This window comes from Streptomyces sp. GbtcB6, from assembly GCF_019091475.1.
GTDB classification, from domain to species: domain Bacteria; phylum Actinomycetota; class Actinomycetes; order Streptomycetales; family Streptomycetaceae; genus Streptomyces; species Streptomyces hyaluromycini.
Genome location: NZ_JAGXJL010000017.1, coordinates 129,712 through 155,157, shown reverse-complemented (window position 1 = coordinate 155,157; position 25,446 = coordinate 129,712). Strand labels below are relative to the sequence as shown.

Below are 25,446 nucleotides of genomic sequence, written 5' to 3'. Positions count from 1 at the left end.
GCGGGCTCGCCCGCACTGATTCTTTCAGTGAGTGAGACTGCCGTTGCGGCTGGACGAGATCCGTCGCGAGATCCACCGCACCGTGCGGCGCGGAAGATGACGTGTGAACCAGATGAGCAGCCGGTACCGGAAGCTCGGCAGGGAGATCACCCGTCCGCGGCGCACGTCGCGCAGACTCGTCTCGACGAGTCGCCGGGCGTCGAGCCAGAGGAAGTTCGGAATGCTCGACGACCGGATTCCGGCCCGCGTGTGGAATTCCGTGCGGACCCAGCCCGGACAGAGCGCCGTCACGGTGACGCCCGTGCCATGGAGCTCGTTCGCCAGTGCCTCGGTGAGCGAGGTCACGAAGGCCTTGACGGCCGAATAACTCCCCATGGTGACGAACCCGGCCGTGCTCGACACATTGACGATCGCACCGTGCCCGCGTTCGCGCATGGCCCGTCCGGCGGCGCCGGCGAGCACCAGCACCGCACGCCCCATGACCTCGATCGCCCGGTCGTGCGGGGCGATGTCGGCCGAGGTGATCGGTGCGTGCATGCCGAAACCGGCGTTGTTCACGAGCATGTCCACCGGACGGGCGGGGTCCTCCAGCCGGGCGGCGACACGGTCGACGTCGGCACGATCGGACAGGTCGGCGGGCAGCACCTCCACAGCACGGCCCCGGGATTCGAGTTCGACCGCCATCCGGCCGAGCCGCTCCCTGTCGCGCGCCACCAGGACAAGGTCCCATCCGCGGTCTGCCAGAGCGCGGGCGAACGCTGCGCCGATACCCGACGTGGCACCGGTGACCAGTGCGACCCGCATACGGCTCAGCACGGTTTCACATGCCGTCCACCCGACATCCGCGCTCCCCGCTCGCAGGCCTTCCGAGCCACCTGGTCGACAACCCGCTTCCGCATGGGAACTTGAAGGTCCGAAAAGGCTTCCGTATGCGATGTCCGACGAGCCCGGCCCAGGTGAATCGCTACGGTCGTGCGGCAGCCGACGGCTGAGTCCTCGCGCATGACACACCTTTCGTTCGCGGCTCATTCCGTTAGACCGGGCACACATCCGTCTTGTGACACGAGCTTCCGCACACGCTCATGCGGACTCAGGAATCGCTCAACGCCCCGGTTGCGGTCCGGCCGCCATGGTCGGCCGGTCTGCTCCGGAACATCCCGTCAGCCGCACCGTCCGCCTCCATGCGCAACCAAGCCATGTGTCACACATACGCCGGTTGCCCGGTCTCACGTGGCGGCCCCCGACGGCTTTTCGCGCGCTCCGGGGCTTCTTCAGAGACACCCCCGCTCCCGCCCAGAAAGTCCGTGCATGAACTCAGACAACGAGACGACGACCGCGCCGCCCGAGACAGCGGGCTTCGACGTACGTGAGTTCGCGCGTACGGCACACGGCAACCACCGCGGAACGCTCGACCTCGGGCCGCTCACCGAAGAGCCGCTCGACGCCGAATCCGTCCGGCTCGTCCGCGCGCTGCGCGACCTGGAACGCGCGACGCTGCACCGCGTACGCGACCTCCTCGTCACGGCGACCCACCAGGACGCCCGGGTCACCGCGTTCCTCACCACATGGATGTTCGAGAGGTTCTGGATCGCCGACACCCTCGACGCCGTCCTGGACGCTTCGCCCGCCACCCGCGACCTGCCGTCGAGCGCCGGTCCGGCACGGTGGGTACTGGCGGAGCGCCGCGAGCGCCGTGGCCCGCTCCTTCGCTCCCTCATCGCCAACATCACCGGTACGCAGATCGTCGCCGAACACGTGACGACGGTCCTCGTGGACGAATGGATCACGCAGGCGGCCTACCGGCGTCTGGCCGGCGCGTCCCCCGCGATGGCGTCGGTCATCAACCCCGTGGTGGAGATCAAGCATCGCCACATCCGCTTCCTCGCCGAGGAGGCGGAGCGGCGACTTGGACGCTCGGCCCGCGCCCAGCGCCTCACCCGTCGCGCCCTCCGGCACGCCGCCTGGCCGCTCGGCTCGGTCGACCGCTCAAGTCACGAGCGTGCCTTCTTCGAACGCCATGTCTTCGGCGACCAGAGCGGACGGGCCGAGGCAGGCCGTATCCGCGCGAGGGTCGCCGCGCTCCCCGGCATCCGTCCCGGTGTCGCAGCCACCGTGGAATCGAGGCTCCTTCCGTGAAACCGCACAACGCGAAGACCGAACTCGGCACCGCGCACGTCCTGCTGACCGGCGCGACCGGCTTCGTCGGACAGGCCGTGCTTGAACGGCTGCTCACCGATCACCCCGCCACCCACATCTCGCTCCTCGTACGCGGGAAGGGCAGCCAGACCGGGCAGGACCGGCTCCAGCAGCTGCTGCGCAAACCCGTGTTCGAGCGCTGGCGGGACGCTGTGGGGGCCGAAGAGGCCGAGCGCGTCGTCCGTGAGCGGATCACCGTGCTCGACGGCAGCATGACCGGCATTCCCGAGCTGCCTTCCCACCTCGACGTCGTCATCCACTCGGCGTCGACCGTCTCGTTCGACCCGCCCATCCACGAGGCGTTCGACACGAACGTCAACGGCACCGTGAGCCTCTACGAGGCCCTGCTCGCCTCCGGATCCGACCCGCACGTCGTCCACGTGTCGACCTGCTACGTCGGGGGACTGCGTCGCGGTGTGGTGCCCGAGGCCAAGCTCGAGCACGACGTCGACTGGCACACCGAGTGGACCCTGGCGACACGGACCCACGAGCGCACCGAACTCACCTCGCGGGAGCCGGCGATGCTCGAGCGGTTCATGTCCCGCGCCCGTGCCAGCCACGGCAAGGAGGGCCCGATCGCGGCGGCCCGCGCGAGCGAGGACGCGCGGCGCGAGTGGGTGCGTTCCCAACTCGTCGCCGCCGGCCGCAGGCGCGCGCAGAGTCTGGGGTGGACCGACGTCTACACGCTGACGAAGGCGCTCGCCGAACGTGCCGCGGAAGACCTCTGGGGCGAGGTCGGACACCGGCTTTCGGTGGTCCGGCCCTCGATCATCGAGAGCGCCCTCCAGCATCCGTTCCCCGGCTGGATCGACGGCTTCAAGGTCGCTGATCCGCTGATCTTCGCCTACGGCCGCGGCCAGCTGCCGGACTTCCCGGGGCTGCCCGACTCGATCCTCGATGTGATCCCCGTCGACTTCGTCGTCAACGCCATCCTCGCCGCGGCGGCCGACCCGACCCCCGTCGACGAGCCGAAGTACTTCCACATCGCCTCGGGCGCGTCGAACCCGCTGCCTTTCCACCGCATGTACGAGAACGTACGCGACTACTACACCCGGCACCCGCTGCCCAAGGGCGACGGATTCGTCGAAGTACCGACCTGGAAGTTCTCGGGCGAGCGCAGGTTCAACCGAGGTCTTCTGCTCGCGAAGAGGAAGGCCGACCTGCGGGACGCCGCTCTGCGGCTGATGCCGAACGACGGGCGCAAGCGCGCTCTCGCGACCGAGAACGCCAGGCTGCGCGCCGGCATCGCCACCCTCAGCAACTTCACCGACCTCTACCGCGCGTATGCGCAGACCGAGATCATCTTCGACGACCGCAACGCCCGCGCGCTGAACAACGCGCTTCCGGCCGAGGAGCGTGAGGACCGTGGCTTCGATGTGGAGCGGATCGACTGGGAGGAGTACCTGCAGAAGGTGCATCTCCCCGCCATCAGCGAGCTGACAGCGGCCTACCGTCGCCGGAAGGCCGCGGCCGCCCGGCCGGCGAACGCCCGCCCGAGGCGCGAACTGCCGCAGCGTACCGACGTACTCGCGGTCTTCGACCTCGAACGGACCGTCGTCGACTCCAACATCGTCGAGCAGTACCTCTGGGTGCGTACCTCGGGTTTCCGCAAGGCGGCCTGGCCGAAGGAGGCGGCGGACCTGCTCGCCTCGCTGCCCGGCTACCTCCGCACCGAGAAGCGTGACCGCGGCGAGTTCATCCGTGCGTTCCTGCGCCGCTACCGCGGTATGCCCATCACCCGTCTTGAGGAGGTCGTGCGGCGCGGCTACGCCGACACGATGCTGCGGCACACGAGCGCGGACGCCCTGGCCCGCATCCGCGAGCACCGTGCGGCGGGTCACCGCACCGTCCTGGTCACCGGCTCCATCGGCCTTCTCGCCGCTCCGCTCGCCGACCTGTTCGACGAGGTCGTCGGAAGTTCCATGCACGTGAAGGACGGTGTGCTCACCGGCTACCTCGCGAAGCCGCCGCTCGTCGACGAGGCGAGGGCCGCATGGCTCCAGCGGTACGCCGAGGAGGGCGGCTACGACCTCGCGGCCTCCTACGGCTACGGCGACAGCCACTCCGACCTGCCGTGGCTGTCGCTGCTGGGCAAGCCCTCGGCGATCAACCCCGACGCCGGACTGGCGCGCGAGTCGCACAGGAGGAGCTGGAACATCCACCGCTGGAAGAGCGGCGGTTCGGGTGTGCGCCGCGACGTCATCGCGGCACGGGCGACGATTCCGGCGCGCACTGACGAGAAGAGTGACTGATGGCTTTCGACATGGACAAGTACACGAAGAACTCCACCGGCGTGCAGTGGGCCGACCTCGACTTCGACGAGTTCGAGCGCAACCCGCTGCCCGAGGAGACGTTGCGCACGCTGCGCTACATGTGCGACATCGAGTACCACACGGTCTGCTACATGCGTAACCTGCTGACGACCCCGTCTCACAACGAGCCCGCGGTGGGCGCTTTCATGACGATGTGGAACCGCGAGGAGTTCTGGCACGGCGAAGCGCTCGCGGCCGTGCTGGAGCGCCACGGCCTCCGAGTCGACTTCGACGAGCTCAAGGCGACCCGTCTGAAGCTCGGCTGGAGAGACCGCTTGGCGCCGGTGAAGCTGACGGCGATAGGCCGGCTGGTCGGAAACGACTTCGTCGCCGTCCACATGGCGTGGGGTGCGGCGAACGAGTGGTCGGCGACAGCGGCGTACCACCGGCTCGCGGCGCTGGAGAGTCACCCCGTGCTGGTACCGCTGCTGAGGCGGATCGCGCGGCAGGAGACGAAGCACGTCGCGTTCTACGCATCGCAGGCGCGTGACCGGCTCGCGGCCAGCAAGAAGGCCCGCGTGATCGCCCGGTTCGCGCTCGAAAGGTCCTGGGGCCCGGTCGGCTCGGGCGTCATGCCCGACGCCGAGGTCACGCACGTCATGACTCACCTCTTCGCGGGCTCCGAGGGCCGCAGACTCATCCGCGACGTCGACTCGCACATCGCGAAGCTGCCGGGCATGGACGGGCTGCGCATAGTCGAGGACGCCATGGACAAGCGGGGCATCGCTTCCTGAAGCTGTCGTCGAAGCCCAGGAGCATGTTCAGCTCGGCAACGGTCTCGTCGCCCGATGCCGGTCCGCCAAGGGTGTGCGCCATGGCGCGGGCGCCGTCGGCGATGACGAACGCGTCGCGGGCGTCGGTCTTCGACTCACCGGGGCAGCGGCCGTGGCCCGCGACGCCGGCATGATCCAAACGCCAGGCCCTAGTCATCGACGAACGTGACCGTCTCGTCGAGCGGTGCTCGGCCTGTACGGGTGTAGGGCACCGCGGCGTCTTCGAATCCGATCGACATGCCGCAGAAGAGGATGAGGTCGTCCGGGGGTGACAGGACCTCCGCGACGGTCTTGCGATACACCGACCACGCCATCTGCGGGCAGCTGTGCAGGCCTTCGGCGCGGAGCAGCAGCATCACGGTCTGTAGATACATGCCTACGTCGGACCACTGGGGCCGGCCCAGACCTCGGTCGATGTAGCAGAACAGGGCGGCGGGCGCGCCGAAGCAGTTCCAGTTCGCGGAAGCGGCCCTCTGACGTGCCTCCCAGTCCTCGCGCGCGATGCCGAGTGCGCTGTAGCGCTCCGCGCCGAAGGCGGATCGGCGCTCGCGGTACGGGGAGTGGAGTGCATCCGGGTACATCTCGTACTCCCGCTCGTCCCAGGGATCGGATGCGGCCACGCGCCCGCCGGCGAGCTCCTTGAGTTCGCTCAGTGGTCGGCCGGTCAGCACGTAGACGTGCCAGGGCTGGAGGTTCGACCCGGACGGCGCCCAGGCCGCGGCGGACAGCACCCGTTCCAGTACCTCCCTGGAGACGGGCCGGTCGATGAATCCACGTACCGCTCGTCGGCTTGTGACTGCCTCGTAGACGTCCAAGATCATCAACCTCCCTTATCCGCTCTCCATGCCTCCCCTCTTGACAGCCGGTGGATCGCAGAACGTAACAATATTCACCAAATGGCATGGGTGGCAGTAGTGCTGGGACGCCCGGCACGTCGACTCCCTGGTCCGCCGTCAGGCAGACGCCTCACGCGCCCAGCTCCAGCTCCCCCTACCGGGGCGGAAAGGAGGTCAGCGGTCTGGCGTGGCCGGTTGGTCCGATGCCGACGAACTGCTCGCCGGAAGGTGGTCCTCCGCCCACAAGAACAAGACGGCCAGGGGGATGAGGAAGGCCTTGCCGTGCGCGGAGAGCGCGTAACGGGTTCGCGATGACAGTGTGGGCCGGATGTCCTCGGCGACCAGGCCGATCGCGGTCAGTTCCTGGAGGCGCTGGGTGAGCATGCGGTCGCTGATGCCGGGTACGCGCGCGCGAATCTGTGCGAGGTCGGCCGGGCCTTTGGCCAGAGCCATGAGGATCAGGCCGTTCCAGCGTCTGCTGAGCAGAGCGAAGGCCCGGGCGATGGCCGGAGAGGTGTCGGCCGACTGCAGATGGTCGGACCGGCGTGCGGGCTGCGGGTGTTGTGGGGTAGGCATGGTGTGTGTCCGCTCTGGTACGGCGCGAGGCATCGCGGCACAACAACCTCGCGCAGTACTCCGTGGTCGTGGTCGTACCGAAAGTCGGCCCGGGTGTCCGCAGGGCCGCGCTCTTGGGTGTCGGTGCGGCCCCGCGGAGGGGGCGCACCTTCGTGATGTCGGCTCATGCGGACGGCCGCGCCCTCGGTGTGCTGCCGGGCACGCGTTGACAGCCAGACCGCGATCCGTCCCGGCAGGGAACACGGCGTCAGAGACGATGAAGGCCGGGGAGCAGCCGTGCGCCAGCGCCTCGTTCACCTTCGACACCGAGCCGAAGTCCTTGACTGCCGGGGCCTGATCGCGCGCAGGAAGCGTGCAGTATCAGTCGTCACCGTCATGGCGACGGGCGTGGGCGTGCGCGTGACGCCGAGCCGGCAGAGCGGCGCCGGACCCCGGCAAGGCCGGGAGCAACTCCCCGGAAGTCGTCGCACCGGTCTTCGTACCGCGGGCTTCCCTGATGACCCAGTGGCCGCACATGACTGCTGTGAGCCCGCAGACGGTCCACAGAGCGAGGACGGCAAGGTGGCCAGCGTCGGCGTTGCCGTCGAAATACGTGGTGTCGCGAAGCAGGCTGGCTCCGGCGCCGGGGGGCAGCCACTGGCCGACGTGGTCCACGCCCTTGGGGAGCATCTCCGGAGCGGAGGTGGCGCCGGAGAAGGCGTTTCCGACGAAGACCATGAGCGCGGCGCTGAGCCCGAGGCCCGCCGGCCCGAGGAGTCGGATCACGCCGGCAGCGGTGGCGCTGATGGAGAGCAGGTCGAGGGACAGAATCGCCCACGTGGCCACGTGATTATGAGGCAGCGCCCCGAGGAAACCCTGGGCCACGAGGTAGATGCCCAGGGCCGCGACGGCGCATGCGACGAGAAGCGTCAGCAGGCGGTGCCGCGGGCGGGCCAGGCCGCGAGCCATCGTGACAAATGCTCCGATCATGATGCCGCAGATCGTGAGCGGGAAGACCGATGAGCTGAACACCACGCCCCGGGGGTCCTCGGCGGCGACGGGCACCACGTCGACCGCCTTCACGAGGATCCTCACCGAGGAGTCGGCACCGGCGGCCCCCTGCTTGGCGGCCCTTTGCCGGGCGGCTGCTTGCTTGTGGGCCTTCGCCGGGGACTGTGCGCCGTCCGCCTTGGTCAGGGCGGCTTTCTGCTGGGCGATCTGCCGGGTGGCCTGGTCGGCCAACTGCTGTCCGACATCGGTCAGAAGCTGGGCCACGGAGGGGCTGGCGGCGGTGGCCTTCAGTACGGTGATGCTGTGGCCGGAGATGGCGAAGGCGCCGTAGACATCCCGGTGCTTGATCGCCGACCGCGCGGCCTGCTGGTCGGGATAGAGGCGGAAGTCGAACGCGCCGGGCTTCCCACGGGTCAGTCCCTCCACCGCGTGCTGACTGGCCGGTCCGGTGCCCACGATCCCGACCGGGACGTCGCGTGGCGAGATCCGCCCCGCCGGCCAGGCGAACGCCATCACCGCCAGAGTGATCACTATGGGCAGCACGATGGCGGCAATGGCTACTTCCCGCCATGCCTGGTGTCCTGACAAGGGGTTCCTCACAGCTCACTCTTCTCGCAAAAAAGAATGATCGTTTTTCTTGGACCTCAGTTTGGCCTGCGCGCGGGTGGACGTCAACACGAATGTTCGTTTTCTTTGCTAGGCTGGCCTCATGCCCAAGGTCACCCAGCAGCACATGGACGCCCGCCGCGAGCAGATCCTGGACGCGGCGCGCCGTTGTTTCCTCCGTGACGGGTTCCACTCCACTTCCATGCAGGACCTGTTCGCGGAGGCGGGGCTGTCCGCGGGTGCGGTGTATCGATACTTCACCAGCAAGGACGAGATGATCCTCGCGATCGCCGAGGAGAACATGCGCGATGTCCTCGACATCACGCTCGCCGTCGCCACGAACCGGCAGGGCCAGTCCATGGGGGCGGTCATGGCGGAACTGCTCGATGTGATTCGGGCGAAGTCCGTCGAGGAAGACGTGGCCGGCCTAGCGGTTCTGGTCTGGGGAGAGGCCATGCGCAACCGCTCGCTGGCGGGCAAGCTCGACCACCTCATGGGCCGCATCCGCGCCAATCTGGTCACCCTGGTCCGTGACCACCAGGAACGCGGCGGTCTGCCCGCGAACGTGACGGCCGAGGCGATCGCCTCGACGATGCTCTCCATCCTCCCCGGCTACATCCTCCAAGTGGCCCTGCTCGATCCGGCTGTTGTGGCCGAGGTGCCTGACGCGGTGCGGGCGTTGTGGCCGGGGCCGGCCGGTGAGCGCTGAGCGGTCTCGCCACTTACCGGGCTGCACGCGCTGGTCAGAGGTGGGACATCCGAGGGCCGGGGTGAGGCGAGGTCATGCGGAAGGGGTACCGCTCCGGAGAGAGGTACCCCTTCTGACGGCCAGGTCGCCCTCGCCCGGCAGGTGCCGGATGATCAGCGCGCGCGGGCCGCGGTGATGAGGAGAGCGGCTCCGACGCTCGCCGTAGCCAGGACGGCGAGCGGAGTGCGGGTGCGTCGGTGCAGAGAACGACGGTTCATGAAAGGCCCCTTCGAGGCAGGGACTGAATTTCTGCCGCTTCCGGAAAGCCGGAGCGGCGTTTGTCGCGACAGCGCGCTGTCGCCGCGGATCGACTCGGATCAGTGAATCGATCGGGCTTCCCGTGCGTGGATCGGCCGGGTGCCGGGCGACCGCTCTGATCGCGGCAACACCTCAGGTGTTCATCGTGTCCGTCGGCGCTCGTCGGGTAGGGACGGGGCCGATCAGCACGGGCGGCCGGGACCGGTCATCGCTCGCGGCCTTCAAGCCCAGGTCCACGGGTACCACGGTTGCGGATGCAGAGGCTGCTGGTCCTCGGCTGCGGCAATTCAGCCGTGGCAGATCTCAGTCGGCGTGCAGTGCGGCGCGCAGGGCGCGAATCGCCTGCTCTGTCGCGGCGCTCGCGGCGCGGGTGGGCCGGATGGGGTTGAGCATCATGAAGTCGTGGATGATGCCGTTGTAGCGGATGCTGGTGGTGGAAACGCCGGCTTGTGTCAGCTTACGGGCGTAGGCCTCTCCCTCGTCCCGCAGTACGTCGTTCTCGTCGACGATGACCAGCGCGGGCGGCAGCCCCTCCAGTTGGTGCAGGCTCGCCCGCAGCGGGGAGGCGGTGATCTCCGCGCGCTGCGCGGGATCGGTGGTGTAGCAGTCCCAGAACCAGGCCATGCCCTTTGCTGTGAGGAAGGGCCCGTTGGCGAACTCGCGGTAGCTGTCGGTGTCCTGGGCCGCGTCCGTGACCGGGTAGTACAGCGACTGGTGCACGAAGGTCACGTCGCCGCGCTGCTTGGCCAGGTGGGTCAGTGCAGCGGCCATGTTGCCGCCGACGGAATCGCCGGCCACCGCCAGGCGGGAGGCGTCCAGGCCTTCCCCGGCGCCCTTCGCGGTGATCCACCGAGCAGCCGCGTAGGCCTGCTCGATGGCGACCGGGTACCTGGCCTCGGGTGAACGGTCGTACTCGACGAACACGATGGCGACATTCGCCCCCACGGCCAGCTCACGCACCAGACGGTCATGAGTGCCGGCGTTGCCCAGGACCCAGCCCCCGCCGTGCATGTAGAGCACGGCCGGCAGTGTGCCCTGGCTGCCGACCGGTTTGACGATGCGTACCCGCACATCACCCACCTCGGCGGGCACCTTGACCCACTTCTCCTCCACGTCGAGCTTCGGCACCGGCGCCGCCTGTAGCTCGTCCAGGACCTTCCGGGCGCCCTCCGGGCCCAGCTCGTACAGGAACGGCGGGCTTGCCGTGGCGTCTGCGAATTCTTGAGCCTCAGGTTCGAGAACGGGATGTGTCATCACTGCGCTCCTTGGGTCGGCGGGCGCTCTTGCCCGCTCCGATACTTATGACCGGGAAGCGGTCGAATTTGTGACATATGCCCTTCTGCTCCAGGCCATGCACTCCCATGACCCGTCGAACACCGCCTCTGCTCCGACGACGACTGCCACCGCCGTGTCGAAGACGGCGGCCTCGCCGACATCACCAGCACATGCAGGTTTGGCCATGCCAGGAGTCGGCCGCCGCTCGTGACCTGGAGGCCGATGGAAGACCTTGCCGGCGGGTCCGGGAACGCCTCAGCGGTCGTGTTGTGGTTGAGGACACCGGCCGGTTGGGGTCGGCCGAGTGCCGGACGGCTACGCTCCGTTCGGCCGCTCAACTGGAAGGAGGCCGCCGCAGAACCGCGGAGATGGCTTTCATCCGCCCGTCGCGTGCCACGTGCTCTGGGCGAAGCGCGCTGGATACGCCGGCAGGCGTTGCTCGGCCTCTGCGCCTTCTACCTGGTCAAGTCGCACAGCGCGGATGTCGAGAATCAGCTTCACCTTGTCGCTGATCAGAGCCCCGCCCGCGAAGGTGAGGCTGTTCACCCGGTCGCGTCAGTGCATGCTTCGCAGCGTTGCGCGAGGTTATTCGGCGAGCTTTCCGTCGGTTGAGACCTCTGTCATCAGCGAGGAGATCTCGTCGGGGATGGCCGGAATACTCTCGCGGGTGATACCGGTCGTGGGCGACCACACGAGGTTGACCTGCTGGGCGGGGTCCAGGTGGGGGTGGTCGCTGCGGTTGTGGCAGCCGCGGGTCTCGCGGCGCTCCAGCGCCGCTTCGAGGGTGGCCCGGGCGGCCAGCGCGGCGGACTTGAGATCGAAGGCGTGGGCGAGGTCCTGGAAGCCGGCGATGTCCGGGTGGACACCGACGTCCTCCATCCGCTTCTCGATGGTCGCGAGCTCCGCCAGGCCGGCGCGCAGGCCTGCCTCGTCGCGTACGACTCCCGCGTGCTCGGTCATGGTGTTGCGGATGGCGCGCTGCAGGGCGCGTACGTTCTCCGGCCCGTCGGCCGCGAGCAGCTCGTCGATCTCCGCGCGGGCGGCCGCGATCGCCGACGCCGAGCGTGGCTGGGCGGTCAGGGACTGCGAGTAGGCGGCGGCCGCCCGGCCCGTGAGACGGCCGATGACCAGCAGCTCGATGAGGCTGTTCCCGCCCAGGCGGTTGGCACCGTGCAGGCCGCTGGACGCCTCGCCGATGGCGTACAGGCCGCGTACGTCGGTGCTGTGGTCCTCGGGACGCACCCATACCCCGCCCATCGAGTAGTGCGCGGTGGGCGCGATCTCGATGGGGTCGCGGGTGATGTCCAGCATCTGGAGGTCCAGCAGGGTCTGGTAGACGCGGGGGAGCCGCGTCATGATCGTCTGCCGGGGCAGATGGGAGACGTCGAGCCATACTCCGCCCTTGGGAGTGCCGCGCCCCTCCTTGATCTCCGTGTAGGAGGCCAGGGCGACGCGGTCGCGGGTGGACAGCTCCATGCGGACGGGGTCGTAGCGGTTCATGAACCGTTCCCCGAGGGCGTTGCGCAGGATGCCGCCTTCACCGCGTGCGGCCTCGCTGACGAGAGTGCCGGCCGCGTTCTCCGGTTCGATGATTCCGGACGGGTGGAACTGGACCAGTTCGGGGTCGCGCAGGCGTGCGCCGGCCTCCACGGCCAGGCGGAACGAGTCGCCTGTGTTCTCGTCGCGACGCGAGGAGGTCCGCCGCCAGATGCGGGTGTGGCCGCCCGCGGCGAGGATGACGGCGTCGGCGTGGATCAGGTACCGGGTGCCATGGGTGAGGTCGAAGCCGTAGGCGCCGAAGACGGCGCCGTCGTGGACCAGAAGCCGGGTGATGTAGACGCCGTCGAGCACCGGAACGTTCAGCTGGTCCGCGCGCCGGATCAGCGTGCGCTGGATCTCCAGGCCGGTGTAGTCGCCGGCAAACGCGGTTCGCCGGAACTTGTGCGCGCCGAAGAAACGCTGGGAGATCCGGCCGTCCTCCTCCCGGGCGAAGGCCATACCGAAGCGCTCCAGGTCGCCGATGCCCCGAGCGGCGCCCTGGGTGACGATCTCCACGGTGCGGGGATCGGCCAGCAGATAGCTCTCCTTGAGCGTGTCGGCCGCATGCTGCTGCCAGCTGTCCTCGGGATCCATGGTGCCGAGGGCGGCGTTGATTCCTCCGGCGGCAAGTGCCGTATGGGCGTCCTCCTTGGGACGCTTGCCGACGGCGAGGACATCGACACCGGCCTCGGCCAGTTCGATGGCCGCTCGCAGCCCGGCACCTCCGGTTCCGATCACCAGCACCATGGTGGAAAGACGTTGTTCGGTGATAGCCACGATCTACTCCGATCGCCGAGGGATTGTCACTCAGTAGGACCGGGGTGTTCCGGAATCTGTGACACCTTTCGTGGCCGCTCCCATGGCGGGTGGTGTCCACTGGCATCGACGTGGGCGAAAGACGATGCGATGCGCAGTCCGGCCCACTCCCACTCCCGCGCGTGCCGGGGCCTCACGGCAGGATGCGGTCCAGGGAGATGCCGGGGTGATGAAGTCCCAGACGTTGACACCCGTGCCTGCCGGCAGGTGCTTCCCCGCCAGCTGTCACAACCTCGTGGGTTTCATGGTCATACTTCCGGTCGAACACTGCCTTGCGTCGACGTCGAGGACAGAGCCTGCCTCATCGAGTGCTCTCTGTGGTTGCCCTGCTGACAGGACACCGGCTGCACCTCGGGGAGTCGGCACCGCCCGAAGCGAATGCAGTGGCCCGGTTGCCCCCCGGCGGGTCGGGTCGGGGCCTTGCACCGTACGCGATGTCACCTCCATGGCGAAGCGCACGTGCAGCGGTTCCCAGCAGGCAAGCTGCGGGGCCATCGATGGCTGGGGGCGGTGGCGTCCCCGGCGAGGGAATGAGGCAGTAAGTGGGTATGACCGTTCACTCCGGAGGCCGAGCCTTCCGGTCGAGGTCCGCTTCCGGCGGCACTCGTCGCCTCGACCTCCGCTCGCGCCACGAGCGGCTGGTGTTCGCCAGGAGGCGCACGTCGCAGGACCGGTTTGCCGACGCGATCACAGCCTTCGCGGGCACGATGGGTTTCGTGTACGTCCATGTCGTCTGGTTCGCGGTGTGGATCGCCCTCAACCTCAGGCTGTTCGGCTCCGCAGCGGTCTTCGACCCCTACCCGTTCGGGCTGCTCACCATGGTCGTGAGCCTGGAGGCCATCTTCCTGTCCACATTCGTCATGGTGAGCCAGAATCGGCAAGCCGCTCGTGAGAACGTCCGGGCCGATCTGGATTTTGAGACCAATCTTCGCGCCGAGGTCTGGGCCGTGCACATAGGCAAGGCGCTCGGCCTGAATCCGCAGGAGATCGAGCTTCACGTCCAGGAGATCATCCAGCAGAGCAAGAGCGCGGTGGAACCGGGGTCCGGGGTTCCGCCGGTGGCCCCGGATGCTCTGTGAACGTGGCCTTGCAACGGCTCCGCCACGGGATGGTGCTTTGCTTCGGGTGCGGGCCTGCTTGCGGTGGCGGTCGGGTGAGGTCGTTTCGGTTGCTGCCGGTCAGATGACCGGCAGCGGCGTGCCGTTTCCGTCGGTGGAGCGCCGGTCGGCGGCTGGGCTGTCGTGCGAAGAGCCGTCGTGTGCCGGCAGAAGGCACACGACGGCTTCAGGCGACATACAGCAGGACATACAGCAGGACAGACAGCCGATGCCGTCGGCTACGAGGCCAGCCTGATGCTTGTCGGCGTTCCCCGTAGCGCCATCTTCGTGTAAGGGCACAGCGAATCGGCCTTCTTCACGAGCGGGGCGGCGACGACAGGGTCGATGTCCGGCCACTTGACCTCGAGGTCGACGTGCAACAAGTAGCCGCCGTCTTCCGGGTCCCGTCCAAAGGCCACGGTTGCCTCCACGGAGATCGCTGCGGGGTCGAGCGCGGCCTGCCGTGCGGCCAGACTCAGCGCCCCGTGGAAACAGGCGGCGAAACCGGCGGCGAACAACTGCTCGGGATTCGTCCCCTTGCCGTCTCCGCCCAGTTCCGTGGGCATACGCAGGTTGAGATCCAGGACTCCGTCGGCCGAGCGTGCCCTTCCCGAGGCCCGCCCGTGACTCGCCATCCCCCCGCTCACCGTCACCTTCGTGGTGTAGATCGGGGCGAAGGTCGCTCCGTCGAAGTCTTTGTCGATGGACAGATTGGGCAACCGGGTCCACTCGTTCACGGCATGACTCCGTCAGCGTTGCGGTACACGGCCGGGCAGTGAGCCGAAATCGACGCGGAAAAGCTGGCGTCCGTCGGCCTTTTTACGTCGCGCGGCCTTTTTGCGTCGCGCCGCCATGCGATACCGGATTCCGGGGAGTGGGCAGATCCCAACGGGCCAATAATATTGAATGCCATATTTGGTGCACCTTCGCGTATGGAGGGTTTCCAGATGCGGACAGTTAGTTGACCGACACGTCCCCCCTGTTGTGACAGCCGTCGGTATGCGGCCCGCCCGGCGAACGGGTCGTCTCGAACGACTGCGTGTCCAGGTGGCGGCCGACCGGGTCGGTCACCGCGGCTTGGTGGATGTCCGTGTGGGTGTCGGCTCGGACACACTTGCCCAAGGCTCTGAATCCCCTTCGACTCATGGCCGTTCATGGTGGTGACCGGGGCGGTGCGGTTGTCGACGGTTCGAAAACCTGGCGAGCAGAGTGAAGAACCACTCGCAGCATTGATGTCGGCAGACCGCACCATCGCCGGTAACGCTGCCGACCCCGATGTCGGCCGCATCTGCGCGGTCCGGGTGCTGACGGCGGTCAGGGGTGCATGAGCAGCATGATGACAGTTCCCAAAGCCATCGATCCGTCCCAGAAGCAGCCGTAAAGCTCCCTCCTGCTGGTGGAGATGGCTACGGCGTCCGAAACGCTGCGTAGCGTGGGCATGCTACGGGTCAGTGACCGAAGAGCGACCACAAGCAGGTACAGCGCCAGCACTCCGGTGACCACGGTGCCGGCCTTCAATTCCCCCGCGGAGTGGCTGAGATGCAGGGCCTGGTGCTCCGACGGGAGACCTTCGGCCACGGGTGTGTGCGACGGGCCCGCCATGGAGAGCGTCATCCAGGCCATCGCGGCCATGCCGACCGCGTACGGCAGCCTCCGTGCGGCCGCGGCCAGTCTCGACCGCTGACGGCAGCCGGCCGCGGTCAGCGGGAACCACAGAGCAGCGGTTGCGAAGAAGGCCGTCTGCGGCAGCTCCGGCAGCCCGGGGCCGCGGTTCCACGGCATCACCGCCATGGCCAGGGCCATGGCGGTGTGCAGGAGATGGTCGACTCGGCCACGCCATTCAAGGCTCCGTGACACGAGGGCATACCGCAGTGCGCGGACGGCCGCGGCCGCGAACAGCGCTGTCAGCATGCAGGACACGACATCAGTGGCGGTCATGCCTTACCGCGTCCTCCCACGGAGCGAACGGGCTCCGTTCGGAACCGGTCTGTGCGCAGGCGGTGGGTCAGTCGGTGGGCCGCGGGGCACGCAGATGGGCCCGCTTCTCCAGTTCCTCGTCGTCGACCAGCGTGAGCATCGGCTGGCCCGGCGCGCACATCATGAACACGATGTACTTGGCCGGCGCGTCCGACGAGGCGTTGCCGTTCTGGTAGTGGATCACATCACCGCCCGGCTCCCAGAACGTCTCACCGGCCTTGATCACGTGCTCTGGCTCACCCTCGAGCTCCCACCGGACCGCTCCCTCGAGCACGTAGCCGAAACACGGCCCCGAGTGGCGGTGCGGGGGAGTCCCAGGGTGGCCGGGGGCCCACTCGACAAGGACAGTCATTCCCGAAGCGCCCTCGGGAATGAAAGGCGGCTTGATATCCGCCAGCATCTTGGGTCCGAAGCCGTCCTCTGAGTGCATTTCGTGCATGGTGTTACACCTCCGTGAACGTGCCCGGAGCGGACGATCTCACGTCGGCAATTCCGGGCCCACAACAACTTGCTTTACAGTGAAGACAAAGCGCGGCCCGTATCTGTGACAGGCCGCGCATCTCCTGCCTTACGCACAGCGAGTCCTCATATCACCCTGCCCCCTGCCGGCGGTCCCCACAATTCGGCTGGCTGCGCAGCATTGAGTGGGCCGACAGGCAGGGTCGGGGAAACGGGCTCAGCTGACCGCGCGGTCGAGCGCAGTCCGCCGGCGCCCGAAGTCCGTCTTCCGCCGAAGGCAGCGGTGACGCGGAGAAGGACCGTCCGCGTCGGGCTGGGCCGGACCCTGGCTCAGCCGAACATGCCGACCTTGTAGCTGCCGGCCGGCTGCTGGGTGATGATGTTGATGCGGTTGTAGGCGTTGATCACGGCAATGAGGGTCGTCAGCGCGGCGAGCTGGTCCTCATCGAAGTGCTTGGCGGCATCCGCCCAGGCCTCGTCGGTGACCCCGCCGGCCGCGTCCGCGACGCGGGTGCCCTGTTCGGCCAGCTCCAGCGCGGCGCGCTCGGCCTCGGTGAAGACCGTCGCCTCCCGCCAGGCGGCGACCAGGTTGAGCCGTACCGAGGTCTCGCCCGCGTGGGCGGCCTCCTTGGTGTGCATGTCGGTGCAGAAGCCGCAGCCGTTGATCTGGCTGGCGCGGATCTCCACCAGATACTGAACGGTGGCCGGCAGCGTCGAGTCCGACAGCGCCTTGCTGGCGGAGAAGAGGTGCTTCAGCACCTTGCCCGCGAGGGGATTGCCGTAGTAGTTGAGGCGTGCGTTCATTGGCCCTCCTGGCCAGAATTGCTGGTACGCACTACTGACCGGACAGCCCGGCAACGTGTGACACCGAGGTCCGTGCCCAGAAGGCCGGCAGCAGCGTCAGTTCGAGGGCCTGCCCGCTGTGCGTCCACCTCCGGATCGGGCCGGTGCCGATGGGCTCGGGCGCCAGACGGGTCGGAGGCACCCGGCTCGGGACCGCGGATCCAGTTGCTGGCTTCCGGCACGGCCGTCCACTGGGTGCTGGAGGCCCAGGAGCTCTCCGGTCCGGTGGCCCGCACAACCACGCTTGCCGCCTCGGCCTTCAGGGCCGCCAGTACCGGGAGACAGGCGATCACCTCACCGTCGACGAGCACCCGCCCCTCCCGATCCACCGGGGGCAGCAGCCCAGGAATGGCCGCGCCGGCGAGCAGCGCGGACTCGGGGTCTCCGCGGTCGAGCAACTGCTCGATCCGCGACGGCAGCCCGGCCCGGGCGATCAGCCGACGCAGGCCGCGATGGCTCCGTCGAGAGCACCCACCGACGTTCCGATGATCATGTCCGGGACGAATCCGAGCTGTTCCAGCGCGTACCCGATCCCGACATACGCCGCTCCGAGTACGCCACCGGCGCTCTTCACAGAGGCGGGCACAGCCGCATTTTGTTTCAAACGATACCGTATCGGATGAATGGATGGCTGGTAATCTCGGGTTGTGACTGCCGACGTTCCTCCTCCCTCCGCCGGCTCGCGTGCGACTGACCGTCCTGGGGATCCCTCGCCTTTCGCTCTCGGTCTGCTGTTGCGGCGGGCGCACTGGCGTGCGGCTGCGGTGATGACGGAGGCGCTGCGCCCGCTGGGCGTCGAGATGCGGCATTTCGCGGTGCTGCTCGTGCTGATGGACCGCGGGCCCACCGTGCAGCGGGATCTGGTGACGGCGACGGGGTCGGACAAGGCGGGGATCATGCGGGTCGTGGACGACCTGGAACGCATGGGGCTGGCTGTCCGCAGGGCGGTTCCGGGAGACCGGCGGGTGCGGGCGGTGGAGATCACGCCTGAGGGTGTCGAGCTTTTCGATGCGGCGCATATGGCGGCGGAGCCGCTGGCCGAGCGTCTGGTGGCCGCGCTGGGACCGGGCGAGGCCGAGCAGCTGAGGGGGCTGCTGACCCGGTTCGCCCATCCCGCAGAGGGTGAGGCGTAGGCGCGTCCGCGTGGCGGTTGCCGGGGCGTGGGCGGGTTGTGTGCCGTACGGCTTTCGTGGCGAACCCGGCCCCGACGGCTGCGGCCGCCGAACACCTGGACCACCCCGGAGGCGGGCCGACCCTCCGTCTCGGTCACTTTGGCCTTGGCGGCCGCGTCCTCGAGGGCGCGCTTGCGGGAGGTCTCGTAGAGGACGGCGTCCGCCTGCTCCGGGGTGCGCTCGGCGGGGGCCTGCTCCGCCCCGCCGGCCAGGCGTCGCCGTCCTGACAATGCCTCAGACGAGCACCGGCAAACCGTCCTCGCCGTCCGGCTCCCGGACACCGCCGCGCCCGGCCCGGGCCACGAGCAGCGTGTCCGCGGCCGCTATGGCCTCGCGCACGTTCCGGGCTCCCATCGTGATGCACAGCGTGTAACTCACGTCCTCGAGCTCGCGTGCCCTTTCCCGCACCTCGCTTTCGGCGAGCGCGATCTGCAGGGACGCGTACCGGGTCAGCAGCCTTCTGACGACCTTCGGATCCGGAACAACGAGCACAGTCAGGCCTTCTCTCTCTTATGTTCGAGTCACGCCGGCACCTGATGCCAACTCACGCTTGGCGACGACAGCGTTCGTGCGCCTCCATGGCTCACCCCGCTGCCTCGAGTGAAGACCGGATGCCCCCGACTTGTGTGACGAGACTGACTCCATCGCTCCATCGCCACGGCCGTGTCACACCGTCCTGGCCCGCCTGGTCTATCTGATGTCGAACAACAGACAGAGGGACCTATGCGTGAGATTCTGATTGTCGGTGGGGGCTATGCGGGCTTCTACACTGCCTGGCGCCTTGAGAAGAAGCTGCGCAAGGGCGAGGCACGGGTCACGGTGGTCGACCCGCGTCCTTACATGACGTACCAACCCTTCCTGCCGGAGGTGACGGCCGGATCGGTCGAGGCGCGTCACGCTGCCGTGTCGTTGCGACGGCACCTGCGCAGCACCCGGCTGATCGCGGGGAGCGTGACCGAGATCCGCCACGCAGACCGGACGGTGTCCGTGCGCTCTACGAGCGGAGCAGACTACGAACTCGCATACGACACCCTTGTGGTCACTGCCGGTGCTGTGACCCGCACCTTCCCGGTACCCGGGCTGGCGGAGCAGGCGATAGGCCTGAAGCATGTCGAGGAGGCGGTGGCCATCCGCGACCGGCTGATGACGGCGTTCGATCAGGCGGCGTCACTGCCGCCCGGTGCCGAGCGGCGAAGGCTGCTCACCGTCACGTTCGTGGGCGGCGGGTTCTCCGGCGTCGAGGGCTTCGGCGAACTGCTGTCGCTGGCGGCTGCGATGGTCAGGTTCTACCCGGAACTGAGCTTCGACGAGGTGTCGTTCCACCTGGTCGAGGCCCGAGGCCGAATCCTGCCCGAGGTGGGAGACAAGCCCGGTGCCTGGGTCGTGCGCTCTTTGGAACAGCGCGGCGCGCAAGTCCACCTGAACACGCAGCTGCTCTCCGCCGAAGACGGCCACGTCGTGCTGTCCGACGGAGCGGAATTCGATTCCGCGCTGATCGTCTGGGCCGCCGGGAACGCTTCGAATCCGGTCGTGCACAACCACACGGACCTGCCCGTCGACGAGCGCGGCCTGATCGTCGTACGGCCCGATCTGCGCGTGGGCACCGACAGCGATCCCGTGCCGGATGCGTGGGCGGCCGGAGACGATGCGGCCGTTCCGGACCTCGCGTCTCCTGTACCGGGCGCACGTACGGTGCCCAACGCCCAGCATGCCGTGCGGCAGGGCAAGCGCCTTGCGAAGAACATCACAGCAAGCCTCCGAGGAGGCGGGATCCGGAACTATCGCCACAGCAGTCTGGGAGTGGTGGCGACGCTGGGGCTGGGGCGTGGCATCTTCCAGTACAAGGGCATCGTCATCAAGGGACTTCCCGCCTGGCTCATGCACCGGGGCTATCACGTCCTGGCTGTGCCCAGCTGGGAGCGCAAGGTCCGCGTTCTCGCCGTCTGGCTCACCGCCGCACTGTGGGGCAGGGACCTCGTCTCCCTTGCCTCCGTCCAGCATCCACGGGACGCGTTCGTCACGAACGCCGGTCCGAACCGGCCCCGTGAGAGCCGAGCGAGCGAACATCCGGCCGCATGAGCATGCCGGAAGGGCTCGGCAGGACGGCCTGTCTGATCTGAAGGTCCACGGCGAAGGCCGCAGTGGATGACGTCATGGCCGCGTCCCAGGTGGCCTCGGTGCGAAGGGAGGGCCTCTCGCCATGAAGGTCGTTGTCATCGACGACGGTGGATCCACAGGGGTCGAGACCGTTGCCAGAGTCAACGCGCACGGGAATGACGCCAATCTGGTCTCCGCTTCGAGCGGCGTCAATCTCCTTACGGGAGAAGGCCTTTCCGAGGCCCTCGAGGACTGCTCCGTAGTGGTCGACCTGTCCGGGCCGCCCTCACTTGATGACGGGGTCCTCACCGAGGATTTCGGCCTGGTCATCGATGAGGAGGCCGTCTTGCAGACGTTGTGCCGCTCCACGACCAACCTGGCTTCGGCGGCCGCCGCTGCCGGCGTAGAACACTATGTCGCGTTGTCTGTGGTCGGTGTGGATCGGTTGAGTAAGGGCGGTTGCTTCCGAGCCCTGTACGCCAAGGAGGCCCTGATCAGGCAGTCTCGGATGCCCTACTCGATCATCCGCGCGACCCAGCTCTTTGAGTCCGCTGGTGACATCGCCGATGCTGCCACGGAAGACTGGATCATCTGGGTGGCGCCCGTCCAGATCCGGCCGGTGTCCTGCGCGGAAGTTGCCGCACTTGTTGCTCACACTGCTTCTTCCAGGCCTCTCCTCGGCGTTCGTGAGATCGCCGGCCCCGACCAGTTCCGGCTGGATGCGTTCGTTCGTGCCTCCCTCACCGGCAGCGGGGAGTACCGCCGAGTCTTCCCCGACGACCGCAGTCCTTACTTCGGCGCCGGACTCCGGCGTCATGACCTCCTTCCCGGTGCTGACGCCTACACCGCGCCTACTCACTACGGCGACTGGCTTGACAGCCGACTCACTCCTGGCTCCCGCAAGCAACACAACTGGCCGTCCCACTCTCTCGCTGGAGGACATCATGGACGCGAGTAAGGAGGCCGAACGCGGCCTCACCGACATCGAGATGCACCTCTACCGGGAGGCTCATCTGCACGCAGCGCGTCAGCGTGTGGCAGCTTTCACCGCGCGGGCCTCAGGGCTGACCCAGGGGCAGAAGACGGATATCGAGCGGTGGTATCTCGACGAGCAGAAGTACGTCGCCCGTATGGTCACGGAGCACATCTCGGACCGCATCAGCCTGGCGGAAGAGCAGCACCATGTGCGCTTCGGACACTGGCTGCGCGGAACGGCGACCGCGATGGCTCTGATCACCGCCGCGATGCTGTGTGCCGCTGTGCTCCTGGGGACGTTGAACTGACCCACCGGCGTTCGCTCCGCTCATGTCTGATCCGGCATACGGAAGCATGTGTTTGGCTGGCCGATCACATCGTTCCGAGCACCGTGGTGGCTTCGTTGATGTCTAGGGACAGCGTTTGTCGACGGTTTCCGGAGGCAGTTAGTGATCAGCGAGCTCGGAGATGTTGAGGTGAAATGACGGCACTGCCGTGTCCGCAAAGCGGGATGTCAGCGGACAGGTCAACGTGTCCCGCCGGGTACAGCCGAACGTGCACCGGTCCAAGACGACGCTCAGAGCCCTCGTACGCCTTCCCCGGGCTCATGTACGCGCGAAGCGGTACATGCATGTACGCTGGATCCGGTACATAGGAGGTTGGTCATGGCTAGTCGGCTGGCTCGGCCGCTCACGATCCCGAACGAGGAAGAGATCGACCTTTATGAGGTCATGTCGGCGCTGACCGACCCCGTCCGGCGAGCGCTCGTGCGACACATCGCCGCCACACCGGGCGGTCCGTGCAGCACCTCGGACTTCGGCGTCTCCAAGTCGACGCTGACCAGGCACTGGCGTGTGCTGCGGGAGGCGGGGCTCATCCGGCAGGAGGTCCACGGCACCAGGCACCGCAACTGGCTGCGTCGTGAGGAGATCGACCGGCGCTTCCCGGGCCTGCTCGCGCTCGTCCTGGACCAGCCGGGCTCGGGACCCGAGGTCGCTGACCGGTGACTCACCACTGACGAACCCCCATGACGCGCAGGGACACAAGGAGAGTGGCATGGAGATCGGCATCATCGGAGCAGGGTTCATCGGAGGCACGCTCGCCAGGAAACTCGTGGCCGTCGGGCACCACGTCCGGATCGCCAACTCCCGCGGGCCGGAGACCCTGACCGAGTTCGACAGCGACGACTCGATCCGGCCGACGTGGGCTGTGGACGCCGTCACCGGCGTGGACGTCGCGATCGCGAGCGTCCCTGTGAAGGCGGTCGGGGCGTTCCCCGAGGACGTGACCGCCGCGCTCGCGTCTGTGCCGGTCGTGATCGACACGGGCAACTACTACCCGGTGCGCGACGGCAACATCGACGAGCTGGATCAGGGGATGGCTGACAGCGCCTGGGTCGCCGCCCGCCTCGGCCGCCCCGTATACAAGGTCTTCAACAACATCAGCGCCCCGAGCCTCAAGGACAAGGCGACCGACGACGCCGCTCGGCGTCTCGGCCTCACGGTCGCCGGCCCCGACGGCGACTCCAAGCAGCGGGTGATGGCGCTGGTCGAGGAGATCGGCTTCGACCCGGTCGATGCGGGCACCCTTGAGGACTCCTGGCGGCTGCAGCCCGGCACCCCGACCTACTGCCAGGACATGAGCGCCGAGCAGTTCCGCACCGGCCTGGCGGCGACCGTCCAGACAGACGTCGAGAGCTACCACGCGGCTCGGGACTCGATGACGGCCGAGCAGTTCGCCGCGGCGAACGACCACATGCGGCAGGTCATGGCCTGACTCTGCCGGGCCGTGCGCCTCCAGCGCGCCGGCGACCATTGAGGCGGGGTCCGGCGAGACCGGTACGCGTCATGGTCATCAACGAGATGCTCGGCCGCGACGACACCTCCGACGCCGCGTTCCTGCTGATGCTGGATGGCGGGCTGCGGCCGGGCGAGGTGCTGTCGCTACACCTGGACGACATCTCCTACGGCCGCCGCCGGGTGACGGTCCGCGAGCGCGACGACCACCCGCGCGGGGCCCGCGGCAAGTCCCGCACCGAGCGGGCGGTGGACCTGCACGAGCCTCGCACCCTGGACGCGGTCGGTCGCTACGTCATGCACGAGCGTCGCGCCGGTCTTGTCGGCCCCTTTGGATGTGGCCGAGCACGCGGGCGACAGCGGCCTTGAGGTTGTCGTAGCGGACTTTGCAGCGTCCGCAGTGCGTGGACGTGGCCTTCGAAGAAGGCTTCCTGGCCGGCCGAGGCGAACACGCGGTGGACGGCCTTGCCCGAATACGACAATCGGAAAGAGAACAGGTAGCAGGTCACCAGCTCGCCGGCCAGCCGCACCGTCACATCACCGAAGTCGACCTCCGCCTCATGCCCGGGCTGATGCGTCTGCGGGATGAACGCTTCCAATGGAGCCTTGCCGGACTCGACGAGGATCTCGGGCTTCCGGCCCGCGACGTAGTAGCGGACCATGCCATAGGAGACGTCCGCACTGTGCTCCTCGACCAGCCGGTGATAGATCCGGGTCACCGTGTGCCGCTGCTTGCGTGGCGCGTCCAGATCCGTTCGCAGGATCTCGTCGATCACCGGCTTGAACGGATCCAGGCCGGTGGCCCGCGGCGGGAGCTTCTTGCGCGGCTCTGGCCAGGCCGAGTCCAACGCCTTTCGTACCGTCCGCCATGTCACGCCGTACTTGCGCTCAAGCTCCTGCATGGACATGCCGTCGCGATGGTCACGCCGGATCGCCGCGTATAGCTCGACCTTCGACATCTTCGGCATGACCAGCACCTTTCACCAAGAGCATCCCGATGCTGCCCTGGCAAGGGCCCTGGTGCCTCCCAAACTCATCGACAAGTGACGTCACTACTGCTCGATAAAGCCAACCGTGGACACATCCCCCTTGACAGGTGTCCGGAACGTTGCCCCTGCGACTGAAGCCCGCAAGTGCAGCGCCTGGACGCTGCCCGGTCACGGACACCGAGAGGTTGCCGCCGGCCAGGGCCACGAAGGCCAGTCCGCTCATCCGCGAACGGTCGACTGCGCTCTGATACGGTCCGCGTGCCGGTCTTTCGGGCCGATGAGCGCGTCCAGGTAGTGCGACTCGAAGTCATGCGCCCCTCCCGCGGCGAGAGAGACAGGGTCCACCACTGGATAGAACAGGGCGGCACAGGCGTAGAGACCGCCTGCCGCCACCGAGAGCGCTGCGGTGAACCCTCCTGCGCTGGAGCCACGGATCGCCACGCGGCCGGCGGCCGCCGTACCCTCGTCGACCAGGGCCTGCGCGACCGCGGCGCAGTCCTCGACGTCGACCCCACCCCACTGTCCGCGCAGCCGTTCACGATAGGCGCGCCCGTATCCGGGGGTGCCGCCGTAGCTGGACGTGCCGGTGAGTCCCACGTGGTTGCCGGCGATTCCACGGTCTTCCCTCCGCTGTCCTGACAGTGAGTCGGCCGGACCGTCGGCATGCGAACGTCTGAAGCAGAAGACCACGGTGCAGGCGTAGTCGATCACCGCCAATGGCATACCGATACGGACGGTCAGCTCCCTGCGTTCCAGCCCAGATGAAGAACAGCTACGTCGTCCACCAGGCCCCCGAAGGGTGCCGCCCCGGACACAGCACCGTGGACCAGGGCGTCGATGAACTCCTGCCCCGGCAGGTGTTCGTGCCGCGTCGCCGGCCGTAGCAGGCCTTCTTCGCCAAGTCGGGTGGAGGGGCCAGTCCTTCCTTCGAACAGTCCGTCGGTGAAGAGAACCACGCTGTCGTGCGGGCAAAGCGAGACATCGGTCTGAGTCCAGTCCTCGCATTCAGGAAACAGGCCCAGGGCACTTCCGTCCCGAGGCTCGACCCAGCGGATTTCCCCGTCGCTGCGTAGCAGAAGCCCCGGGTGCCCTGCGCTAAGAACGGCAGTCCGCCAA

At 67.9% G+C, this 25,446-nt stretch carries 28 protein-coding genes and 2 pseudogenes; 13 read left to right on the top strand and 17 right to left on the bottom strand.

Annotated features, from left to right (window positions below; translation table 11 throughout):
• Window positions 1-24 precede the first annotated feature (24 nt).
• Window positions 25-804: an SDR family oxidoreductase gene (locus KVT45_RS27840; RefSeq protein WP_217551839.1), complete on the bottom strand. Its 780-nt coding sequence runs from the start codon at window positions 802-804 to the stop codon at window positions 25-27.
• A 504-nt stretch (window positions 805-1,308) separates the two neighbouring features.
• Here KVT45_RS27840 and KVT45_RS27835 point away from each other — a divergent pair.
• Genes KVT45_RS27835 through KVT45_RS27825 form a run of 3 tightly spaced genes read left to right on the top strand, consistent with a single transcriptional unit; the run spans window position 1,309 to window position 5,242 of the window.
• Window positions 1,309-2,136 carry a hypothetical protein gene (locus KVT45_RS27835; protein ID WP_217551838.1) on the top strand — a complete coding sequence of 276 codons (828 nt, stop codon included), beginning with the start codon at window positions 1,309-1,311 and terminating at the stop codon, window positions 2,134-2,136.
• Window positions 2,133-4,448 (top strand): HAD-IB family hydrolase, encoded by a 2,316-nt coding sequence (locus KVT45_RS27830; RefSeq protein ID WP_217551837.1) that lies wholly within the window; start codon window positions 2,133-2,135, stop codon window positions 4,446-4,448. Before KVT45_RS27835 ends, KVT45_RS27830 begins: the two co-directional genes overlap by 4 nt.
• Entirely contained in the window at window positions 4,448-5,242 is a 795-nt protein-coding gene (locus KVT45_RS27825; RefSeq protein WP_217551836.1) for a ferritin-like domain-containing protein, read from the top strand. The genes KVT45_RS27830 and KVT45_RS27825 overlap by 1 nt, the downstream gene beginning before the upstream one ends.
• A gap of 4 nt (window positions 5,243-5,246) precedes the next feature.
• Here the strand turns inward: KVT45_RS27825 and KVT45_RS27820 are convergent.
• From KVT45_RS27820 to KVT45_RS27810, 3 genes and pseudogenes are all read right to left on the bottom strand, one after another.
• Window positions 5,247-5,384: pseudogene (locus tag KVT45_RS27820) on the bottom strand (transposase); the annotation flags it as partial.
• Between the two features lie 46 nt (window positions 5,385-5,430).
• Complete coding sequence (locus KVT45_RS27815; protein WP_217551903.1) at window positions 5,431-6,096, bottom strand: nitroreductase; 666 nt, start codon at window positions 6,094-6,096, stop codon at window positions 5,431-5,433.
• A 195-nt stretch (window positions 6,097-6,291) separates the two neighbouring features.
• Window positions 6,292-6,693 carry a helix-turn-helix domain-containing protein gene (locus KVT45_RS27810; RefSeq protein ID WP_217551835.1) on the bottom strand — a complete coding sequence of 134 codons (402 nt, stop codon included), beginning with the start codon at window positions 6,691-6,693 and terminating at the stop codon, window positions 6,292-6,294.
• 5 nt (window positions 6,694-6,698) lie between these two features.
• Between KVT45_RS27810 and KVT45_RS27805 the strand changes: the two genes are divergently transcribed.
• Window positions 6,699-6,902, top strand: a complete 204-nt coding sequence (locus KVT45_RS27805) for a hypothetical protein (RefSeq protein WP_217551834.1) — start codon at window positions 6,699-6,701, stop codon at window positions 6,900-6,902.
• Window positions 6,903-7,053: 151 nt separating this feature from the next.
• Here KVT45_RS27805 and KVT45_RS27800 read toward each other — a convergent pair whose 3' ends face one another.
• A complete protein-coding gene (locus tag KVT45_RS27800) occupies window positions 7,054-8,271 on the bottom strand; it encodes an ABC transporter permease (RefSeq protein ID WP_217551833.1) in 1,218 nt (405 codons plus the stop codon).
• A 121-nt stretch (window positions 8,272-8,392) separates the two neighbouring features.
• On the opposite strand from KVT45_RS27800, the gene KVT45_RS27795 reads away from it, so the two are divergent.
• On the top strand, window positions 8,393-8,998 hold the full coding sequence (locus tag KVT45_RS27795) for a TetR/AcrR family transcriptional regulator (RefSeq protein ID WP_217551832.1): 606 nt from the start codon (window positions 8,393-8,395) through the stop codon (window positions 8,996-8,998).
• 600 nt (window positions 8,999-9,598) lie between these two features.
• On the opposite strand, the gene KVT45_RS27790 is transcribed toward KVT45_RS27795, so the two are convergent.
• From KVT45_RS27790 to KVT45_RS27780, 3 genes are all read right to left on the bottom strand, one after another.
• Window positions 9,599-10,549 carry an alpha/beta hydrolase gene (locus tag KVT45_RS27790; protein WP_217551831.1) on the bottom strand — a complete coding sequence of 317 codons (951 nt, stop codon included), beginning with the start codon at window positions 10,547-10,549 and terminating at the stop codon, window positions 9,599-9,601.
• Between the two features lie 396 nt (window positions 10,550-10,945).
• Complete coding sequence (locus KVT45_RS27785) at window positions 10,946-11,116, bottom strand: hypothetical protein (RefSeq protein WP_217551830.1); 171 nt, start codon at window positions 11,114-11,116, stop codon at window positions 10,946-10,948.
• A 39-nt stretch (window positions 11,117-11,155) separates the two neighbouring features.
• Window positions 11,156-12,856, bottom strand: coding sequence for an L-aspartate oxidase (locus tag KVT45_RS27780; protein ID WP_217551902.1), 1,701 nt, complete (start codon window positions 12,854-12,856; stop codon window positions 11,156-11,158).
• A gap of 617 nt (window positions 12,857-13,473) precedes the next feature.
• Between KVT45_RS27780 and KVT45_RS27775 the strand changes: the two genes are divergently transcribed.
• Window positions 13,474-14,004 (top strand): DUF1003 domain-containing protein, encoded by a 531-nt coding sequence (locus tag KVT45_RS27775; RefSeq protein ID WP_217551829.1) that lies wholly within the window; start codon window positions 13,474-13,476, stop codon window positions 14,002-14,004.
• Between the two features lie 257 nt (window positions 14,005-14,261).
• Here KVT45_RS27775 and KVT45_RS27770 read toward each other — a convergent pair whose 3' ends face one another.
• From KVT45_RS27770 to KVT45_RS56560, 5 genes are all read right to left on the bottom strand, one after another.
• A complete protein-coding gene (locus tag KVT45_RS27770; RefSeq protein WP_217551828.1) occupies window positions 14,262-14,759 on the bottom strand; it encodes an Ohr family peroxiredoxin in 498 nt (165 codons plus the stop codon).
• Between the two features lie 577 nt (window positions 14,760-15,336).
• Window positions 15,337-15,960 (bottom strand): DUF5134 domain-containing protein, encoded by a 624-nt coding sequence (locus KVT45_RS27765; RefSeq protein ID WP_217551827.1) that lies wholly within the window; start codon window positions 15,958-15,960, stop codon window positions 15,337-15,339.
• A gap of 67 nt (window positions 15,961-16,027) precedes the next feature.
• On the bottom strand, window positions 16,028-16,429 hold the full coding sequence (locus tag KVT45_RS27760; protein ID WP_254647457.1) for a cupin domain-containing protein: 402 nt from the start codon (window positions 16,427-16,429) through the stop codon (window positions 16,028-16,030).
• Window positions 16,430-16,788: 359 nt separating this feature from the next.
• Window positions 16,789-17,262, bottom strand: a complete 474-nt coding sequence (locus tag KVT45_RS27755; RefSeq protein ID WP_217551826.1) for a carboxymuconolactone decarboxylase family protein — start codon at window positions 17,260-17,262, stop codon at window positions 16,789-16,791.
• Between the two features lie 472 nt (window positions 17,263-17,734).
• Complete coding sequence (locus KVT45_RS56560) at window positions 17,735-17,887, bottom strand: patatin-like phospholipase family protein (protein ID WP_254647434.1); 153 nt, start codon at window positions 17,885-17,887, stop codon at window positions 17,735-17,737.
• Between the two features lie 181 nt (window positions 17,888-18,068).
• Here KVT45_RS56560 and KVT45_RS27745 point away from each other — a divergent pair, with 181 nt between their 5' ends.
• Window positions 18,069-18,434: a MarR family winged helix-turn-helix transcriptional regulator gene (locus KVT45_RS27745; RefSeq protein WP_254647433.1), complete on the top strand. Its 366-nt coding sequence runs from the start codon at window positions 18,069-18,071 to the stop codon at window positions 18,432-18,434.
• A 273-nt stretch (window positions 18,435-18,707) separates the two neighbouring features.
• Here the strand turns inward: KVT45_RS27745 and KVT45_RS27740 are convergent, their stop codons facing one another.
• Window positions 18,708-18,965 (bottom strand): DUF5133 domain-containing protein, encoded by a 258-nt coding sequence (locus tag KVT45_RS27740; protein WP_217551824.1) that lies wholly within the window; start codon window positions 18,963-18,965, stop codon window positions 18,708-18,710.
• 231 nt (window positions 18,966-19,196) lie between these two features.
• Here KVT45_RS27740 and KVT45_RS27735 point away from each other — a divergent pair, with 231 nt between their 5' ends.
• The 6 genes from KVT45_RS27735 to KVT45_RS27710 all read left to right on the top strand — a co-directional run bounded on the left by KVT45_RS27735 (window position 19,197) and on the right by KVT45_RS27710 (window position 23,710).
• Window positions 19,197-20,552: an NAD(P)/FAD-dependent oxidoreductase gene (locus KVT45_RS27735; RefSeq protein WP_217551823.1), complete on the top strand. Its 1,356-nt coding sequence runs from the start codon at window positions 19,197-19,199 to the stop codon at window positions 20,550-20,552.
• Window positions 20,553-20,673: 121 nt separating this feature from the next.
• Complete coding sequence (locus tag KVT45_RS27730; protein WP_217551822.1) at window positions 20,674-21,528, top strand: SDR family oxidoreductase; 855 nt, start codon at window positions 20,674-20,676, stop codon at window positions 21,526-21,528.
• Window positions 21,515-21,853 (top strand): hypothetical protein, encoded by a 339-nt coding sequence (locus KVT45_RS27725; RefSeq protein ID WP_217551821.1) that lies wholly within the window; start codon window positions 21,515-21,517, stop codon window positions 21,851-21,853. Before KVT45_RS27730 ends, KVT45_RS27725 begins: the two co-directional genes overlap by 14 nt.
• 357 nt (window positions 21,854-22,210) lie before the next feature.
• A complete protein-coding gene (locus tag KVT45_RS27720; protein WP_217551820.1) occupies window positions 22,211-22,552 on the top strand; it encodes a helix-turn-helix transcriptional regulator in 342 nt (113 codons plus the stop codon).
• A gap of 49 nt (window positions 22,553-22,601) precedes the next feature.
• Window positions 22,602-23,321, top strand: coding sequence for an NADPH-dependent F420 reductase (locus KVT45_RS27715; protein ID WP_217551819.1), 720 nt, complete (start codon window positions 22,602-22,604; stop codon window positions 23,319-23,321).
• A gap of 71 nt (window positions 23,322-23,392) precedes the next feature.
• Window positions 23,393-23,710 carry a tyrosine-type recombinase/integrase gene (locus tag KVT45_RS27710; protein ID WP_254647432.1) on the top strand — a complete coding sequence of 106 codons (318 nt, stop codon included), beginning with the start codon at window positions 23,393-23,395 and terminating at the stop codon, window positions 23,708-23,710.
• Here KVT45_RS27710 and KVT45_RS27705 read toward each other — a convergent pair.
• The 3 genes and pseudogenes from KVT45_RS27705 to KVT45_RS27695 form a co-directional block, all read right to left on the bottom strand.
• Window positions 23,632-24,309 carry a hypothetical protein gene (locus KVT45_RS27705; RefSeq protein ID WP_254647431.1) on the bottom strand — a complete coding sequence of 226 codons (678 nt, stop codon included), beginning with the start codon at window positions 24,307-24,309 and terminating at the stop codon, window positions 23,632-23,634. The two genes, KVT45_RS27710 and KVT45_RS27705, sit on opposite strands and share 79 nt — an antisense overlap.
• Window positions 24,310-24,549: 240 nt before the next feature.
• The gene (locus tag KVT45_RS58150; RefSeq protein ID WP_308310876.1) at window positions 24,550-25,041 is read right to left on the bottom strand and encodes a prolyl oligopeptidase family serine peptidase; all 492 of its coding nucleotides are present in this window, start codon (window positions 25,039-25,041) and stop codon (window positions 24,550-24,552) included.
• A 26-nt stretch (window positions 25,042-25,067) separates the two neighbouring features.
• A pseudogene (locus tag KVT45_RS27695) lies at window positions 25,068-25,433 on the bottom strand (PP2C family protein-serine/threonine phosphatase); the annotation flags it as partial.
• Window positions 25,434-25,446: the final 13 nt, after the last annotated feature.

What these genes read in the sequence shown, in the direction of transcription:
- KVT45_RS27840 (WP_217551839.1), bottom strand. Translation starts at nt 804, where the DNA reads ATGCGGGTCGCACTGGTCACCGGTGCCACGTCGGGTATCGGCGCAGCG.
- KVT45_RS27835 (WP_217551838.1), top strand. Translation starts at nt 1,309, where the DNA reads ATGAACTCAGACAACGAGACGACGACCGCGCCGCCCGAGACAGCGGGC.
- KVT45_RS27825 (WP_217551836.1), top strand. Translation starts at nt 4,448, where the DNA reads ATGGCTTTCGACATGGACAAGTACACGAAGAACTCCACCGGCGTGCAG.
- KVT45_RS27810 (WP_217551835.1), bottom strand. Translation starts at nt 6,693, where the DNA reads ATGCCTACCCCACAACACCCGCAGCCCGCACGCCGGTCCGACCATCTG.
- KVT45_RS27795 (WP_217551832.1), top strand. Translation starts at nt 8,393, where the DNA reads ATGCCCAAGGTCACCCAGCAGCACATGGACGCCCGCCGCGAGCAGATC.
- KVT45_RS27790 (WP_217551831.1), bottom strand. Translation starts at nt 10,549, where the DNA reads ATGACACATCCCGTTCTCGAACCTGAGGCTCAAGAATTCGCAGACGCC.
- KVT45_RS27780 (WP_217551902.1), bottom strand. Translation starts at nt 12,856, where the DNA reads ATGGTGCTGGTGATCGGAACCGGAGGTGCCGGGCTGCGAGCGGCCATC.
- KVT45_RS27775 (WP_217551829.1), top strand. Translation starts at nt 13,474, where the DNA reads ATGACCGTTCACTCCGGAGGCCGAGCCTTCCGGTCGAGGTCCGCTTCC.
- KVT45_RS27765 (WP_217551827.1), bottom strand. Translation starts at nt 15,960, where the DNA reads ATGACCGCCACTGATGTCGTGTCCTGCATGCTGACAGCGCTGTTCGCG.
- KVT45_RS27760 (WP_254647457.1), bottom strand. Translation starts at nt 16,429, where the DNA reads ATGCACTCAGAGGACGGCTTCGGACCCAAGATGCTGGCGGATATCAAG.
- KVT45_RS27755 (WP_217551826.1), bottom strand. Translation starts at nt 17,262, where the DNA reads ATGAACGCACGCCTCAACTACTACGGCAATCCCCTCGCGGGCAAGGTG.
- KVT45_RS27745 (WP_254647433.1), top strand. Translation starts at nt 18,069, where the DNA reads ATGACGGAGGCGCTGCGCCCGCTGGGCGTCGAGATGCGGCATTTCGCG.
- KVT45_RS27735 (WP_217551823.1), top strand. Translation starts at nt 19,197, where the DNA reads ATGCGTGAGATTCTGATTGTCGGTGGGGGCTATGCGGGCTTCTACACT.
- KVT45_RS27730 (WP_217551822.1), top strand. Translation starts at nt 20,674, where the DNA reads ATGAAGGTCGTTGTCATCGACGACGGTGGATCCACAGGGGTCGAGACC.
- KVT45_RS27725 (WP_217551821.1), top strand. Translation starts at nt 21,515, where the DNA reads ATGGACGCGAGTAAGGAGGCCGAACGCGGCCTCACCGACATCGAGATG.
- KVT45_RS27720 (WP_217551820.1), top strand. Translation starts at nt 22,211, where the DNA reads ATGGCTAGTCGGCTGGCTCGGCCGCTCACGATCCCGAACGAGGAAGAG.
- KVT45_RS27715 (WP_217551819.1), top strand. Translation starts at nt 22,602, where the DNA reads ATGGAGATCGGCATCATCGGAGCAGGGTTCATCGGAGGCACGCTCGCC.
- KVT45_RS27710 (WP_254647432.1), top strand. Translation starts at nt 23,393, where the DNA reads ATGGTCATCAACGAGATGCTCGGCCGCGACGACACCTCCGACGCCGCG.
- KVT45_RS27705 (WP_254647431.1), bottom strand. Translation starts at nt 24,309, where the DNA reads ATGCCGAAGATGTCGAAGGTCGAGCTATACGCGGCGATCCGGCGTGAC.